Origin of the sequence: Hydrogenophaga sp. (genome assembly GCF_030651625.1) — a bacterium.
In the GTDB taxonomy this organism is placed as follows: Bacteria; Pseudomonadota; Gammaproteobacteria; order Burkholderiales; family Burkholderiaceae_C; genus Hydrogenophaga.
Genome location: NZ_JAUSCF010000006.1, coordinates 183593 through 198683, shown reverse-complemented (window position 1 = coordinate 198683; position 15091 = coordinate 183593). Strand labels below are relative to the sequence as shown.

The following is a 15091-nucleotide window of genomic DNA, read 5'->3' as shown; positions in this document are numbered from 1 at the left end:
GAGAATGGTCGGGATGTTTGGGCATGGGTTCGGGTCAGCTGGATTCGGTTGGGATGTGCCAAGGACACACCATTTGCAAGGAAGCACTCAGGCGCTGCGCTCGCCTGCATGCAAAGCAAGGTGCTGCAACATGGCCGCGGCAGCGGCCTGTTCGCCCGCACGGCGGGAAGCGCCAATACCCCGCTCGCTGTGAGCGAACTCGGTGACCGTGCATTCCACATCGAAAGTCTGCTTGTGCGCTTCACCCAGCGTGGCCACCACCCGATAGGCAGGCAGCTTCATTTTGCGCCCCTGCAACCACTCCTGCAATTCTGTCTTGGGATCTTTGCCCATCGCGCTCATCTGCGTGTTCAGTTCCAGATCACCATACAGGCGACGCACCACAACTGCAGCGACATCGAATCCGGCATCCAGATACACGGCACCGATGATCGCTTCAAGTGCGTCGGCCAGTATGGATGGTCGCTTGTGACCGCCCGAGCGTTTCTCACCGTCGCCCAGTCGCAACGCCGTGGCGAGGCCCAGCGTGCTCGCTATCTGAAACAAGGTGTCCTGCTTGACCAGATTGGCTCTCACACGGGACAAATCGCCTTCAGGCAGATCGCTGAGCTTTTCAAACAGGAGACCGGACACGGCCAAATTCAGCACGGAGTCTCCCAGAAACTCAAGGCGCTCGTTGTGGTCGGCCGAGAAACTGCGATGTGTCAGCGCGCGCTCCAGCAGGCGCACATTGTTGAAGCTGTGATTCAGGCGCTGTTGCAGCGCTGCCAGGTCTGCGTTCAAGCGCCAGGGCACCCCACAGGGCGCCATCTCCGGTTCCACCTGATCATCGCGAGCGACCCTCGTACCGCATGACAAGATAGGCCGGCCCAGTCAAATGAATTTCGCGGTCGTAGGAAAACGAGACCACCACGCGATCACCTTCTTTGCCGATTTCGAGATCCTTGCCTGAAATGGTTCGAATGTCGTCAATCTGAGCGGCCTTGTCAAAAATGCTGCGAACCTCTGCGACGGTCGTACCGGTAGACGCTTGCTTGACCGCCTTCTGCACGGCGAGGTATTCGATGTAAGTCGGGACCACTTGCGCGGCCACCACCCCTGCAAGCGCCAGCAGAATACCGACCACCAGCAGTCCAAAAAAAGTGAGTCCTTGCTGACGTTTTTTCGTTTTCATTCTTGATCTCCAGATTGACCGTAACGAACGGATCTATTCGAAGGCGCCAATGCGCCCCAGATCACCAAAATTCATCCACACGAAGAAGGCTCTGCCCACGATATTGGCTTCAGGTACAAACCCCCAGTAACGGGAGTCGAGCGAATTGTCCCGATTGTCACCCATCAGGAAATAGTGCCCCTGAGGTACCTTGCACACCACCCCTTCGACGGAGTACCGGCAATTGTCATTAAAAGGGAACTCCGTTGCACCTGGAATGAAGGCAGGTCGCTCATCGTCGTTGAGGGTGTTGTAGGAACGCGACCCTATCGTCTCGCGAAACTGCTTGGTATAACGCATGCTGTCGCTGTCAAAGAACTCGGGTTGGGCAGCCTTTGGCACAGACTGACCGTTCACCGTGAGTGACTTGTTCAGGTAAGCAACCTCATCTCCTGGCAGCCCCACCACGCGCTTGATGTAGTCGAGGCTGGGCTGAGGGGGGTAACGGAACACCATGACATCACCGCGTTCCGGGTCGTTGTTGGCTATCAGCTTCGTATTGAAAACTGGCAACCGAATGCCATAGTGAAATTTGTTCACCAGAATCAGATCGCCAACACGCAATGTGGGGATCATGGATCCCGATGGAATTTTGAACGGCTCGAACAGAAACGACCGAAGGACAAACACGGCAAGAATCACCGGGAACAAACCGGCGGTCCAGTCCAGCCACCATGGCTGAGCCAGCAGCTTCTGCCGAGCGGCATCGACATCGCCTTCGATCTGGCTGAAGCCCTGCTGCTGCAATGCAGCCCTGCGGGCATTGTGTTCAACCTGCAATTGTTCAGCTGCCTTCTTTCGCTGAGGCAGGAATACCAGCTTTTCGGCAATCCAGTAAACACCTGTGACCAATGTGGCCATCATCAACAGCAAGGCGAAATTGCCTTGCACCATGCCCAGATACCAGGCGCCTGTGTAGCCTATGAAAGCGGTGAGCAGCAGCGCAGTCAGTGCGCTCATTGCGGCCCCCATCAGTCTTGCACCTGCAAGATAGCCAGGAATGCCTCTTGAGGCACTTCAACAGATCCGATTTGCTTCATGCGCTTCTTGCCCGCCTTCTGTTTTTCGAGGAGTTTGCGTTTGCGGGTAATGTCACCGCCGTAGCATTTTGCCAGCACATTCTTGCGAAGTGCCTTGATGGTTTCGCGCGCGATCACGTTGCCGCCAATGGCCGCCTGGATGGCCACATCGAACATCTGGCGACTGATGATTTCCCGCATCTTGGCAGCAACCGCTCGTCCCCGGTATTGAGACTGTGACCGGTGCACGATGATTGACAGGGCATCGACCTTTTCGCCGTTGAGCAAAATGTCGACCTTGACCACATCGGACGGCCTGTATTCCTTGAATTCGTAATCCATGGAAGCGTAGCCACGGCTCACTGACTTCAACTTGTCGAAAAAGTCCAGCACGATCTCGCCCAGTGGCATGTCGTAAGTGAGCATGACTTGCTTGCCGTGGTAGGCCATGTTGAGCTGCATGCCGCGCTTCTGGTTGGCCAGCGTCATCACGGCGCCCACATAGTCCTGCGGCATGTACAGGTGCACGGTCACGATGGGTTCGCGTATTTCTTCTATGCGCCCCTGCTCCGGCATCTTGGACGGGTTCTCCACCAGAATTACTTCGCCGTCGGGCTTGACCACCTGATACACCACGCTCGGGGCGGTGGTGATGAGGTCCTGATCGAACTCGCGCTCCAGGCGCTCCTGCACGATCTCCATGTGCAACAGTCCAAGGAATCCGCACCGGAACCCGAAGCCCAGCGCCTGGGACACCTCAGGCTCATATTGCAAGGCAGCGTCATTGAGCTTGAGCTTCTCCAGTGCGTCGCGCAAGCCGTCGTACTGATTGGCTTCAGTTGGATACAGGCCTGCAAAAACCTGCGGTTTGACTTCCTTGAAGCCCGGCAACGCTTTTGTGGCGGGCCCGGCATTGTTCGGCAGCTTTTTCTCCAGCGTGATCGTGTCACCGACCTTGGCCGCCTGCAGCTCCTTGATGCCCGCGATGATGTAGCCCACCTCACCCGCCTGCAAAGAGTCCCGTGGCGCATTGGCGGGCGTGAACACTCCGAGGTTGTCCGCGTTGTAGACCGTGTTGGTCGCCATCATCTTGAAGCGCTCGCCCTTGAGGAGGCGCCCGTCAACGACCCGGACCAGCATGACCACACCCACGTACGCGTCGTACCAGCTGTCCACGATCATGGCGCGCAAGGGCGCAGCCGGATCGCCTTTGGGAGGCGGGATGCGGGCGACCACCGCTTCCAGGATGTCCTCGACCCCCATGCCCGTCTTGGCCGAGCATGGAATGGCATCGGTGGCGTCGATGCCGATCACGTCTTCAATTTCGGTCTTGGCGTTTTCGGGATCGGCGTTGGGCAGATCCATCTTGTTCAACACGGGCACCACTTCCACGCCAAGGTCCAGCGCCGTGTAGCAGTTGGCAACGGTCTGCGCTTCGACACCCTGACTCGCATCGACGACCAGCAAAGCACCTTCGCATGCCGACAGCGAACGGCTGACCTCGTAAGAGAAATCCACGTGCCCGGGTGTGTCGATCAGATTGAGGTTGTAGACCTGACCATCGCGGGCCTGGTAACGCAGCGCAGCGGTCTGTGCCTTGATGGTGATGCCACGCTCCTTCTCGATGTCCATGGAGTCGAGTACCTGCTCGCTCATCTCGCGGTCGGAGAGCCCGCCGCACAACGAAATGATCCGGTCAGCGAGCGTGGACTTGCCGTGATCGATGTGCGCGATGATGGAAAAATTGCGGATGTGGTTCATCAAAAAATCAGCTCAGACACAGAGAACATGGCCATCATGAACAGGGACGGACAGCCATAAAAAAGGGCGCGTCAACTGCTGACGCGCCCATAACCAACAATCAATGGCAACTGCGATAGTTGGGGTTTCATTGTAGGCAAAAAGCCGGGAAAGCCAACCCTCAAACCGCCAGCCTACGCCTGTCGCAGGGCTACAACAGCGTTTTTATCAACAACTTATCAACAGAATATTCATTCGAATCAGAACAGCGTGGGGATGTCCACAGCACGACCCATAAATTTTCCGTATTGTGAACTCCAGGCTTCTCATTTGACCTGAATGTGCTTGTCAATCCTGGGATTTTATCGAATTCGGTCAATGCGCGACAAACTATGTCAGCAGTGACTAACTTTTATGCCCGCTGGCAAGCTGATCGAAGGTTGGCAAGCCTGTGGCGCACACGCTACCTCTGCCTGTGCGGATAGCCCCAATCGATCAGGGGGCTTGACGCAGCCCCAACTTCGTCTTTCAGCGCTGGGGGCGGATCACCACATACTGCGCCCACTCACCACGCCTGAAAAGCACGTTGACAGGGCGGGACTTGTCCAACCCTGCCATCGCAGCCTCCATCTCCTTCAGGTTGGACGTTTCCTTGTTGGCGATCGCGAGGATCACATCATCCTCCCTCAGGCCCGCGCGCGCAGCAGGCCCCTCAGCCTTGGCAATACGAACACCGCCCTGCAGTTTCAATTCTTTCTTTTGTGCGTCGGTGAGCTCCACCAGGGTCAATCCCAGGGACTCCCCCGCCACCGAGGCCGAAGGCGCTGGCGTTTGAGGCACCGCGGCAATCGGTTGTGTACGCTCGGGCTCAAGCTCCGCCACCGTCACAGTCAGCTCCTGCTGGCTGCCACGGCGAAACACGGTGATCCGGCTTCTGTTGCCTGGCTTGGTGGCACCCACCATGCGTGGCAGATCCACCGAACGTTCAATTTCCTTGCCATCAAATTTGAGCACGATGTCACCTGGCTCCAACCCGGCCTGCGAGGCGGGCGAGTCGGGTTCAACGCCCCGCACCAGCGCGCCTCGGGGCCGCCCCAGCCCGATCGACTCCGCCACTTCCTTGCTGACCTGGTCGATGCGTACACCAATACGGCCGCGAGTGACCCTTCCTGTGGCGCGCAACTGATCGGAGACACTGACCGCCTCGTCGATGGGGATCGCAAAGGAGATGCCCTGGAAGCCACCGGAGCGGGAGTAGATCTGACTGTTGATGCCGACCACCTCGCCGCGCATGTTGATCAAAGGGCCGCCCGAGTTACCCGGATTGATCGCCACATCCGTTTGAATGAAAGGAAGGAAATCGCCGGTGTCACGCTTTTTCGCGCTCACAATGCCTGCGGTGACCGTGTTCTCCAAACCAAAGGGTGAACCGATCGCCATCACCCACTCGCCCACACGCAAGCGGTTGATGTCACCGATCTTCACGGCTGGCAGCCCGGTGGCCTCGATCTTCACCACCGCCACATCGGTGCGACGATCAGCGCCCACGATCTTGCCCATGAACTCTCGTTTGTCAGGCAAGGTGACCATCAATTCGTCAGCCCCCTCCACAACGTGGGCGTTGGTCATGATCAGACCGTCGGAGCTGAGAATGAAGCCGGACCCCACGCCCCGTGGTTGTGCTTCACCATTCGGCGGTTGCTCCTGCTGCGGTCCACGTGGCGTGATGCCAGGAGGAACAGGAATGCCGAATCGACGGAAAAACTCCAGCATCTGCTCATCGGTGCCAGGACCAGTACCTGTTCTGGGCGCCGCCCGTTCAAGCGTGCGAATATTGACCACAGAAGGCCCCACCAAATCAACCAGACCCGTAAAGTCGGGCAGACCCTGAACCAGGGCCGGGGCGGCGGGTGCAGATTGAGCCAGCGCTTGGGAGGGCGCAAGCAACGTGGCGGCGGAGAACGTCAACAGCGCAGCAGGCAGCAGCAGCAGCTTGCGCACAGAAGCGTGTCCATTCGCGGAAATCATATTCATCGGTAACCTCACACAATCGATGCAAAAGAAAAACAGTGCAGGCCCTGGCACAAACCACCAAGCAACACTGGCCGCACTTCGGTCCACGGCAAATCGCAAATCAACGGGTGTACTCGAGCGATTTGGCAAACAGAAGCAAAGTGGCGTGCGGCACTTCGCCCAAGGCGGTCAACCAATGCTGCCCCAAGCGGCGGGTCAGCGAATGCGTGGCCCCAATGACGGCGGCTTTCTCTTCGAGATGTTGCTGCTCGTCGTAGGGCTCTACGAACAACGAAACAGATGCCAGACCGTCCGAGAACACCCACTGCATGGGATGACTGGTCGCTCCCGAAGCACTGGCGTTCTCCCGGGTGTGGCAACTCATCGACTGAAAACCCGGAACGACCTCTTTCAATCGCCACCCTTCAGCCGCCGCAGTGGTCTTCCTGAGCACAGGCCGGTGCACCTCGTAGCCACGGGTGCCCTTCATGAGCTTGGAGAGCTTGTCCATGCTGACAGGGGCATTCAGCTGGAGTTCGGTAAATGCCACTTGTTCCAGCACCTGCCCTTGACCATCCAGGGTTTGCAGCTTGACCACCAGACCGGAGTCTTTCTCTGACCAGATTCGGTAGCCGAACCGCAAGGTGTCTCGCGGGCGGATTTCCAGCACATCCGCCTTGTGTCCGGCCACCCGATCATGACCTGTGGCCTGGACGGTGTAGTGGTCCGGAATCACATTGTCAGGGGTCCGCAATAGGTCGGGGAACAATCCCAAAGATTCGCGCTTTTCAACCCATGCTGTCTTGGACTCTGGCGCAAAGGTGATGACATCGTTGTTGTGACGAATCGTGGTCCGCGGAGCGCCTGTGAGCGTATCCACGCGTTCCATTTGCTGCTCGCCATCGCAGACATGCCATACGCGCGAGGCAGACATGGACGAACCGGCCGAAACCACCAGCGTCCCGATGTAGGCCCTTCGACGGGACGCGTCGTGCATGCGGGTCAACCATTCGGTCACTGACCGTTCGCTGCCTGCAATCGGTGTTGCGGACTGAGCCGACGACCAGCCAGCCGCAGACAGGCCTAGCGCAACCAGGCAGCCAACCCCCACGCGCTTGATCCAGCAGTATGGCTGGGTGCGACCGGGCGTCGAGCGAAGAACGGGACCGCGAACCTGGTGTGAGCAAATGGCTGACATAACGGGTTCAGCGGGCTGGCGCGTCATAGGTGGCGTTTCGCAGGAAACCTGCTGGCTTCTGCAATGCCGACAGTCCACCATATTGCCGATGCTCAGCCAGCAACGCTTCAAGTCGGGCATCCCGTATCAAAGGCCCTTGCCCGGTGTTGACGATAACGGCCGAATCGGGATTGGCGGATTCTGCAACAACCCCCTCCGCCGGAGGTGCAGGAGGCGCGGTCATGGCCATCTCGGTGCCCCTCTGCGATGCGGGATCACCAGTCACCGTTCCAAGTACCGCCCAGCTCACGGCCATGACGGCCGAAATCGAGGCCGCCGTCGCCAGCATTTTCCAGCGAAAGAGAGCGTCGTTGGCAGGCGTCTTGTGGCGTCCATCCACAGAGTGCACGGATTCCGCGACCGATTGAGTCACTGGCCTGCGAGTTGCAGCTGACAGCTCCTGCTGTATGCGGGCCTGGAAATTCACCAGGAACGTAGCCGCCGGGGTGACAGCAGCAAGCGGCACTCCGCCCCTGAGAGCATCGCCCACCACTTGATAAGCATTCCAGTCTTCGAGCGCCGAGGCGCGAGAGCTTTCCCACAACGCATTCCAGTCGCGTTCACTGGCAGACCCATCCACCAATGCAGAACACGCACTCGCGTCTTCCCAATGGTCAGGACTTGCCTGGCTTGATTCGACACGCTGCAATGCCTGCTGCGCCAAGGCAGCATCGGTCATTGGTTCGTTTGAAGCTTTCATATCTCACATCCCGTTCACCCGACACAGCAGGCGCTGACACCTATGAAATTCCTACCAGCGCTTGCCGGTCTGACGTTCCAGCATGGGCTTGATGCGGTTCGAAATCGCTTCCCTTGCCCGAAAAATCCTCGAGCGCACCGTGCCAATGGGGCAGTCGAGCGCCTGCGCAATTTCTTCGTAACTCAAGCCCTCGATCTCGCGCAGCGCGATGGCATTGCGCAACTCTTCAGGCAATGCTTCCATGGCAGCGTTGACCGCCTCCGCAATTTCCTTGGAGGCCAGCACCGCCTCAGGCGTTTCGGTGTCGGCCACACTGGGATTTAGTTCGCGTTCCGAGCCGGAAGTTTCATCATCGTCGCCAGATTTCATCTGGGACTGAAAAACCAGGGGGTCGCGCTTGAGCTCCATGAGCTGCTTCTTGGCGGTGTTAACGGCTATCCGGTAGAGCCAGGTATAAAACTGCGCATCACCCCGGAACTGCCCCAACGCGCGGTAAGCGCGGATAAAAGTTTCCTGAGCGATGTCCTGAACCAGATCAGAATCCCTGACCATGCGTCCGATCAAGCGTTCGACTCGACGCTGATATTTGATCACCAGCAATTCAAAGGCCCGCGGCTCCCCCCCAAGGGTGCGTTGCACCAACATGACATCGCTGTCGGGCGGTGGCGGAGCGTTGTGGTCTTCAGGTGTCATGCGCGCGGAAATATAACCCAGAAGCTTGCACACAACCCCGTGCGCGGCCATTCACCATGCAGGCTAAACGCGGCGGGTCGCCATCAGGGCTCGCCTCAAATCGCCCCAACGCGCGGGACCGCAATGGCGCTCCACCCACACCCAGGTTGCCAAGTGCGATGGTTGTTTCAAGCGGAGCAGCATCCAGCTTTGCCAGTCGATGACACACTCGATGGCCTGCAGCGACACATTTTCGCCCCCTTCGTCGGCAAGCCACCGCCATGCGCCGGCTCGCGGCGAGTCGCCAGCGGAAGGCGCAAGCGAATCCCAATGGAGTGCGCCCTTTGGCGTGTACCACCAGGACTTGAACACCCAGATCGACCAAAGCGCCCACGAGGCGACTCCCGCCCAGATCGCGTCCACGAAGTATCGGCCTGATGAACTCAGTGCCCACCCGATCAGGACAGTCAGTACGAGCGCGCTCAACGCGAACAGATAACGCCCGTACAAAACACAACGCCCCACAGGGTAGACCACCGATGGGGCGCTGCGCATGACCAGAAGTGAGCGATCTGTGCGGAGTCAGATTCAAACGCGCTTGAATACCAGCGTGCCGTTGGTTCCGCCGAAACCGAAGTTGTTTTTCATTGCGACGTCGATCTTCATGTCCCTGGCCACATTGGCACAGTAATCAAGATCGCATTCCGGATCCTGATTGAAAATGTTCATGGTTGGAGGACTCTTCTGATGATGAACGGCCAACACGGTGAACACACTTTCTATCCCGCCGGCGCCACCGAGCAAGTGCCCTGTCATGGACTTCGTGGAGTTCACAACCGTGTTTTTCGCATGCTCTCCCAGTGCGGCCTTGATGGCGTGCGTTTCGTTCACGTCACCCAGGGGAGTGGATGTGCCATGTGCATTCAGGTAGTCCACCTCATCGGCATTGACTCCCGCGTTGCGCAAGGCATTGATCATGGCTCGCCGCGGCCCATCCATGCTCGGAGCCGTCATGTGCCCGGCGTCTGCGCTCATGCCGTAGCCAGAAAGCTCGGCGTAAATCTTCGCTCCACGGGCTTTGGCATGTTCGTACTCTTCAAGCACCAGGATACCGGCGCCCTCACCCAGCACAAATCCATCCCTGTCTTTGTCCCAGGGACGTGATGCGGTGGCAGGGTCGTCGTTGCGGGTGGAAAGTGCACGCATGGCTGCAAACCCACCCACACCCAGCGGCGATACCGTGGCCTCTGCGCCACCAGCCACGATCACATCGGCGTCGCCATACTCGATCTTGCGAGCCGCTTCGCCTATGCAATGAAGCCCTGTGGTGCAGGCTGTGACAACCGCCAGGTTGGGGCCCTTGAAGCCGAATCGCATTGAAACATGACCGGCGATCATGTTGATGATGGAGGCCGGAACAAAGAACGGCGAAATGCGCCGGGGACCACGCCCGACCAGCTCTGCATGGGTCTCTTCGATCAGGGGAAGGCCCCCGATGCCGGATCCGATGATGCAGCCAATGCGATTGGCAAGCTCTTCATCAAGCGATTCACCTACAGGCAGGCCAGAGTCCACAACCGCCTGATGCGCGGCCGCAATGCCATAGTGGATGAACGTGTCCATCGTTCTGGCTTCTTTGGTCCCGATGTAGGCATCGAGGTCGAAGCCTTTGACCTCACCAGCGATCCTGCACGCGAATGCGGTCGCGTCAAATTTGGTGATCAGGTCAATGCCAGTGCGCCCGGCAATCAGGTTGGACCAGGCATCGGCCACTGTGTTTCCGACAGGGCTGACACATCCCAAGCCGGTCACGACAACGCGTCGACGATTCATTCATTTCCCCCACGCCGGTGACTGCGTAAAAATAGAACGCTCCCCGCAGGGAGCGATGATCAATTTCAGACAGCGCGTGGCCGCCAGCACCTGGATCAGGCCTTCTGGTTGGCCATCGCGTAGTCGATGGCGTTTTGCACCGTGGTGATTTTCTCTGCATCCTCATCGGGGATCTCGATGCCAAACTCGTCTTCGAGGGCCATCACCAGTTCCACCGTGTCGAGCGAGTCGGCACCCAGGTCGGCCACAAAAGCCTTTTCGTTGGTGACCTGACCTTCTTCCACGCCGAGTTGCTCGGCAATGATTTTCTTAACACGTGCTTCGATGTCGCTCATAAGTCCCTCTGAGGGTGGTTGAAATACAGACCGCCATTTTAGCCGGGCTAGGGAGATGCCCCTAGACGGCCCGCCGGGCGGCTTTTCGACGCATTGAACCGATGGTTGTTTTCGTGTGTTCAGGCCATGAACATGCCACCATTGACATGGAGTTCCTGTCCTGTCACATACGCGGCTTGCGGGCTGGCCAGATAGCTTACCGCGTGCGCGATGTCTGCGGGCTTGCCCAGGTGACCCAGAGGGATCTGCCCCAGCAATGCCTTTTGTTGCTCTTCGGGCAGTCCAGCCGTCATGTCCGTTTCAATGAAGCCGGGCGCCACGCAGTTCACCGTGATGTTGCGGCTGCCGAGCTCGCGAGCCAGGGCTCGGGTCATGCCGGCCACACCGGCCTTGGCCGCAGCGTAGTTGGCTTGTCCAGCATTGCCAGAAGCACCCACCACGCTGGTGATGCTGATGATGCGCCCATAACGTTGTTTCATCATGGGACGAATCACCGCCCGGCTCAAGCGAAAAACCGCCTTGAGGTTGGTATCGAGTACGGCATCCCAGTCTTCATCCTTCAGACGCATGGCCAGCATGTCACGGGTGATGCCCGCGTTGTTGACCAGAATATGAAGACCGCCGTGTGACTTTGTGATCTCTTCAATCAGCTGATCTGCTGATGCCATGTCGTTCACATCGAGCTTGGCGCCCCGGCAGCCGGCAGCAGCGCCTTTCACGGCCATCAGGTTGTGTCCGATGCGTGCGGCACCTTCATCACTGGTCGCGGTTCCAATCACCACCAGACCACGGGATACAAGTTCTTGGGCAATGGCTGCACCTATGCCTCTTGTGGCACCCGTCACAAGAGCGACCTGCCCTTTGAAATTCACTTCTGCCATGGTCAGCTTTCTGTCTTGGTTCACGCCAGCATCAACTTGACTTCGCCAAGTGTCGACGGATCAAAAATGGCGGCCGCAGTCAGGTCCGGATCGATCCGCTTGGTGAGCGAGGTCAATACCTTGCGGGGTCCGCATTCGACCAGCGTGTGGATACCACGAGCCTTGATGGCGCCAATGCACTCAACCCAACGAACTGGCCCGAAGGCCTGCCTGTACAGCGCGTCGCGAATGCGATCCGGCTCGCTTTCCACCGCCACATCGATGTTGTTGATCACAGGGATTTGCGGCGGAGCGAAGACCGTTTCAGCCAGCTTCACTTTCAGACGTTCTGCGGCCGGTCGCATCAGCGACGAATGGAATGGTGCAGACACAGGGAGTGGGAGCGCCCGCTTGGCCCCGGCACTCTTGACCGCTTCGCATGCCTTTTCCACCGCAGCCTTGCTCCCTGCGATCACGGTTTGCACCGGGTCATTGAAGTTCACAGCCTCCACCACCTCAATGCTCCCATCGCCATAAGAGGCCTGCACCTTCGCGCAGACCGCCATGACCTGGTCAGCAGGCAGACCCAGCACTGCAGCCATGGCCCCCACCCCCACCGGCACCGCTTCCTGCATCGCTGTTGCCCGGAACCTCACCAGCGGCGCGGCCTGAGACAACGACAAGACGCCGGAAGCCACCAGTGCGCTGTATTCACCCAGCGAATGTCCTGCCACGGCCGCAGGCAGCGCACCCCCTTCAGCCAGCCAGACCCGCCACGCGGCCACGCCTGCCACAAGCATCACGGGCTGCGTGTTGGTGGTCAGCGCCAGAACGTCGGCCGGGCCTTCATGAATCAAACGGGCGACGTCCTCTCCCAGCGCGTCAGATGCCTCGCGAAGCACCTCAGCGACAGCAGGATGGTCGCCCCAGGCATCCAGCATGCCGACGGATTGCGATCCTTGACCAGGAAAAACAAAAGCAAAGTTCATCATGAAATCAGGAAGTTGATCCAGGCGCGAGATTTCGCGGGACCTCAGTAGGAAAGAAGGACCGAGCCCCAGGTGAATCCACCACCCACACCTTCCAGCAAGAGCATGTGCCCCGGTTTGACCATTCCGGTGCGAACGCCATGGTCGAGCGCCAGCGGAATGGAGGCGGCAGACGTGTTGCCGTGCTCATCGACCGTCACCACCACTTTGTCCATGGGGAGTTTCAGCTTCTTGGCGGTGCTCTGCATGATGCGGATGTTCGCCTGGTGGGGAATCAGCCAATCAATATCTTCGGCCGACTTGCCCGCCTTGTGCAGCGAGGCCAGCGCCGTTTCTTCAAGCACGCCCACGGCCAGTTTGAACACGGCCTGACCATCCATTTTCAGCAAGGGATCACCCAGCACCTGCCCGCCCGAGACATGCCCCGGCACACACAGAATACCGCTGTGCCTGCCATCCGAATGAATGTCGGTCGCCAGAATCCCAGGCTCATCACTGGCTTCCAGCACCACGGCACCGGCGCCATCACCGAACAGCACACAGGTGGTCCGATCGTTGAAATCCAGAATTCTGCTGAACACCTCGGCGCCCACCACCAGTGCTTTTTTCGCGCTGCCCGTGCGGATCATGGCGTCCGCCACGGTCAGTGCATAGATGAAACCGCTGCAAACCGCCTGAACGTCGAATGCAGGACAGCCTGCAATGCCCAGCTTGTGCTGAAGCAGCGCCGCAGTGGACGGGAAGACCATGTCTGGCGTCGAGGTGGCAACGATGATCAGGTCGATCTCGCTTGCTGAAACCTCGGCCGCGCTCAAAGCCTGGCGGCAGGCATGCGCCGCCAGATCGCTCGAAAAAACACCTTCGGCCGCAAAATGGCGGGCCCGGATGCCTGTTCTGGCAACGATCCATTCGTCACTGGTCTCCACATCGCGCTTGGCCAACATGGCAACCATGTCGGCATTGCTCAGGCGCTGAGAAGGCAGACAGCTGCCTGTGCCGGTGATTCGGGCGTAGCGGGTCATGACGAAAGGGCTCAGAGAGTGGGGACGTTCTTGAATTCGCTGGTGCTGCCTGGCGGCACCAGAAGGTGCCGGGCATGCTCGATACGATCACGCACATTGCCCAGCAAATTGTGGTGGGCCGCATCATAAGCCCGGCACAAAGCCTGCTCAAACGCAAAAGCGTCTGCAGAGCCGTGGCTCTTGAAGACCAGTCCCCGCAGACCCATCAAGGCCGCGCCGTTGTATCTTCGATGGTCTACACGCGTTTTGAAAGCAGATAGAACCGGATAGGCAACGATCGCCGCCATTTTTGTCAAAAGATTGCGGGAGAACTCATCGCGAATGAATCCACTGATCATGGTGGCCAGGCCTTCGCTCGCTTTCAACGCCACGTTACCCACGAAGCCGTCACACACCACGATGTCGGTTGTGCCTTTGAAAATATCATCTCCCTCGACATTTCCGTAGAAATTGAGGTCGCCGGCATCGGCAGCATCCCGAAGCAACAGCCCCGCCCGCTTGATGACTTCGCTGCCCTTGATCACCTCTTCACCCACATTCAGCAACCCCACCGTGGGATCCTTGCCGCCTGTGGCAGATACCAGAGCAGAGCCCATCAAGGCAAACTGGAGCAGGTGCTCCGCGCTGCAGTCGACATTGGCCCCCAGGTCCAGAACAGTCGTTGCCTTTCCCTTGGCATTCGGCAGCTGGGTGGCAATGGCCGGCCGATCGATACCGTCGAGTGTCTTGAGCAGATATCGGGCGATCGCCATGAGCGCGCCGGTGTTGCCAGCCGAGACGGCGGCCTGAGCAGAGCCTTCCTTGACCTGCGCAATGGCCACGCGCATCGAGGAGTCCTTCTTCTTGCGAAGCGCCACCTCGACCGTGTCGTCCATCGTGATCACCTCCGTTGCGGGCACCACCCGGCAACGCACGTTGTTCTTGACCTGTGGCCAGGCACTCATTGCATCGGGCAGACCAACCAGCAGCAACTGGGCATTCGGGTGCCTTGACAAGAAAGCCTCACAGGCAGGCAGGGTCACCGCCGGACCCACATCTCCGCCCATGCAGTCGACAGCAACGGTGATCATGACATTGCCTCGATGCAGATGCTGACAACAGCACTGACCAGAAAAAAGCCCGCATGATTCATGCGGGCCTGCGTTTCACAGGTTTGACAGGCCCTGCTCGCATCCGTGCGACGAGGCCTGCTGACTCCCGTCACTTTCAGGCTTCAGACTTGTTCTTCAACACCTGCCGGCCGCGGTAGAAACCATTGGGGCTGATGTGGTGACGCAAATGGATTTCGCCGGTGGTGGGCTCGACCGCGATACCGGGCACATTCAGTGCATTGTGCGAACGGTGCATGCCGCGCTTGGAGGGGGACTTCTTGTTTTGCTGGACGGCCATGGTGGGCTCCTAAAATCGGTAAGTGGGTCGGGTGCGCCTGATGACTGTCTGGTAACTGATGAATCCCGA

The 15091-nt window shown here is 58.9% G+C and carries 16 protein-coding genes; all 16 read right to left on the bottom strand.

All coding sequences use genetic code 11. The annotated features are described in order from the left end of the window. Window positions 1–87 precede the first annotated feature (87 nt). The 16 genes from rnc to rpmF all read right to left on the bottom strand — a co-directional run bounded on the left by rnc (window position 88) and on the right by rpmF (window position 15022). The gene (gene rnc, locus Q7V46_RS02485; RefSeq protein ID WP_304911912.1) at window positions 88–783 is read right to left on the bottom strand and encodes a ribonuclease III; all 696 of its coding nucleotides are present in this window, start codon (window positions 781–783) and stop codon (window positions 88–90) included. Window positions 784–826: 43 nt separating this feature from the next. Next, window positions 827–1174: a DUF4845 domain-containing protein gene (locus Q7V46_RS02480; RefSeq protein ID WP_304911911.1), complete on the bottom strand. Its 348-nt coding sequence runs from the start codon at window positions 1172–1174 to the stop codon at window positions 827–829. A gap of 33 nt (window positions 1175–1207) precedes the next feature. After that, entirely contained in the window at window positions 1208–2173 is a 966-nt protein-coding gene (gene lepB, locus Q7V46_RS02475; protein WP_304911910.1) for a signal peptidase I, read from the bottom strand. Between the two features lie 11 nt (window positions 2174–2184). Continuing rightward, window positions 2185–3993 carry a translation elongation factor 4 gene (gene lepA / locus Q7V46_RS02470; protein WP_304911909.1) on the bottom strand — a complete coding sequence of 603 codons (1809 nt, stop codon included), beginning with the start codon at window positions 3991–3993 and terminating at the stop codon, window positions 2185–2187. A 507-nt stretch (window positions 3994–4500) separates the two neighbouring features. Then, window positions 4501–6000: a Do family serine endopeptidase gene (locus tag Q7V46_RS02465; RefSeq protein WP_370690268.1), complete on the bottom strand. Its 1500-nt coding sequence runs from the start codon at window positions 5998–6000 to the stop codon at window positions 4501–4503. Window positions 6001–6106: 106 nt separating this feature from the next. Next, on the bottom strand, window positions 6107–7096 hold the full coding sequence (locus tag Q7V46_RS02460; RefSeq protein ID WP_370690262.1) for a MucB/RseB C-terminal domain-containing protein: 990 nt from the start codon (window positions 7094–7096) through the stop codon (window positions 6107–6109). Between the two features lie 94 nt (window positions 7097–7190). Next, window positions 7191–7901 (bottom strand): RseA family anti-sigma factor, encoded by a 711-nt coding sequence (locus tag Q7V46_RS02455; protein ID WP_304911906.1) that lies wholly within the window; start codon window positions 7899–7901, stop codon window positions 7191–7193. A 72-nt stretch (window positions 7902–7973) separates the two neighbouring features. Continuing rightward, entirely contained in the window at window positions 7974–8615 is a 642-nt protein-coding gene (gene rpoE / locus Q7V46_RS02450; protein ID WP_304911905.1) for an RNA polymerase sigma factor RpoE, read from the bottom strand. 63 nt (window positions 8616–8678) lie between these two features. Next, complete coding sequence (locus Q7V46_RS02445; protein WP_304911904.1) at window positions 8679–9149, bottom strand: hypothetical protein; 471 nt, start codon at window positions 9147–9149, stop codon at window positions 8679–8681. Between the two features lie 33 nt (window positions 9150–9182). Then, window positions 9183–10427, bottom strand: coding sequence for a beta-ketoacyl-ACP synthase II (gene fabF / locus Q7V46_RS02440; protein WP_304911903.1), 1245 nt, complete (start codon window positions 10425–10427; stop codon window positions 9183–9185). 95 nt (window positions 10428–10522) lie between these two features. Beyond that, complete coding sequence (gene acpP / locus Q7V46_RS02435) at window positions 10523–10762, bottom strand: acyl carrier protein (protein ID WP_304911902.1); 240 nt, start codon at window positions 10760–10762, stop codon at window positions 10523–10525. Window positions 10763–10881: 119 nt separating this feature from the next. Continuing rightward, entirely contained in the window at window positions 10882–11643 is a 762-nt protein-coding gene (gene fabG, locus Q7V46_RS02430) for a 3-oxoacyl-ACP reductase FabG (protein ID WP_304912028.1), read from the bottom strand. 20 nt (window positions 11644–11663) lie between these two features. Then, the gene (fabD, locus tag Q7V46_RS02425) at window positions 11664–12614 is read right to left on the bottom strand and encodes an ACP S-malonyltransferase (RefSeq protein WP_304911901.1); all 951 of its coding nucleotides are present in this window, start codon (window positions 12612–12614) and stop codon (window positions 11664–11666) included. A 41-nt stretch (window positions 12615–12655) separates the two neighbouring features. Then, a complete protein-coding gene (locus Q7V46_RS02420; RefSeq protein WP_304911900.1) occupies window positions 12656–13633 on the bottom strand; it encodes a beta-ketoacyl-ACP synthase III in 978 nt (325 codons plus the stop codon). Window positions 13634–13644: 11 nt separating this feature from the next. Then, complete coding sequence (plsX, locus tag Q7V46_RS02415) at window positions 13645–14703, bottom strand: phosphate acyltransferase PlsX (RefSeq protein WP_304911899.1); 1059 nt, start codon at window positions 14701–14703, stop codon at window positions 13645–13647. 136 nt (window positions 14704–14839) lie between these two features. After that, window positions 14840–15022: a 50S ribosomal protein L32 gene (rpmF, locus tag Q7V46_RS02410; RefSeq protein ID WP_019575026.1), complete on the bottom strand. Its 183-nt coding sequence runs from the start codon at window positions 15020–15022 to the stop codon at window positions 14840–14842. Window positions 15023–15091 lie beyond the last annotated feature (69 nt).

What these genes read in the sequence shown, in the direction of transcription:
- Q7V46_RS02465 (WP_370690268.1), bottom strand. Translation starts at nt 6,000, where the DNA reads ATGATTTCCGCGAATGGACACGCTTCTGTGCGCAAGCTGCTGCTGCTG.
- fabG (WP_304912028.1), bottom strand. Translation starts at nt 11,643, where the DNA reads ATGGCAGAAGTGAATTTCAAAGGGCAGGTCGCTCTTGTGACGGGTGCC.
- lepA (WP_304911909.1), bottom strand. Translation starts at nt 3,993, where the DNA reads ATGAACCACATCCGCAATTTTTCCATCATCGCGCACATCGATCACGGC.
- lepB (WP_304911910.1), bottom strand. Translation starts at nt 2,173, where the DNA reads ATGAGCGCACTGACTGCGCTGCTGCTCACCGCTTTCATAGGCTACACA.
- Q7V46_RS02480 (WP_304911911.1), bottom strand. Translation starts at nt 1,174, where the DNA reads ATGAAAACGAAAAAACGTCAGCAAGGACTCACTTTTTTTGGACTGCTG.
- rpmF (WP_019575026.1), bottom strand. Translation starts at nt 15,022, where the DNA reads ATGGCCGTCCAGCAAAACAAGAAGTCCCCCTCCAAGCGCGGCATGCAC.
- plsX (WP_304911899.1), bottom strand. Translation starts at nt 14,703, where the DNA reads ATGATCACCGTTGCTGTCGACTGCATGGGCGGAGATGTGGGTCCGGCG.
- Q7V46_RS02445 (WP_304911904.1), bottom strand. Translation starts at nt 9,149, where the DNA reads ATGCGCAGCGCCCCATCGGTGGTCTACCCTGTGGGGCGTTGTGTTTTG.
- Q7V46_RS02455 (WP_304911906.1), bottom strand. Translation starts at nt 7,901, where the DNA reads ATGACCGATGCTGCCTTGGCGCAGCAGGCATTGCAGCGTGTCGAATCA.
- fabF (WP_304911903.1), bottom strand. Translation starts at nt 10,427, where the DNA reads ATGAATCGTCGACGCGTTGTCGTGACCGGCTTGGGATGTGTCAGCCCT.
- Q7V46_RS02420 (WP_304911900.1), bottom strand. Translation starts at nt 13,633, where the DNA reads ATGACCCGCTACGCCCGAATCACCGGCACAGGCAGCTGTCTGCCTTCT.
- rpoE (WP_304911905.1), bottom strand. Translation starts at nt 8,615, where the DNA reads ATGACACCTGAAGACCACAACGCTCCGCCACCGCCCGACAGCGATGTC.
- acpP (WP_304911902.1), bottom strand. Translation starts at nt 10,762, where the DNA reads ATGAGCGACATCGAAGCACGTGTTAAGAAAATCATTGCCGAGCAACTC.
- fabD (WP_304911901.1), bottom strand. Translation starts at nt 12,614, where the DNA reads ATGATGAACTTTGCTTTTGTTTTTCCTGGTCAAGGATCGCAATCCGTC.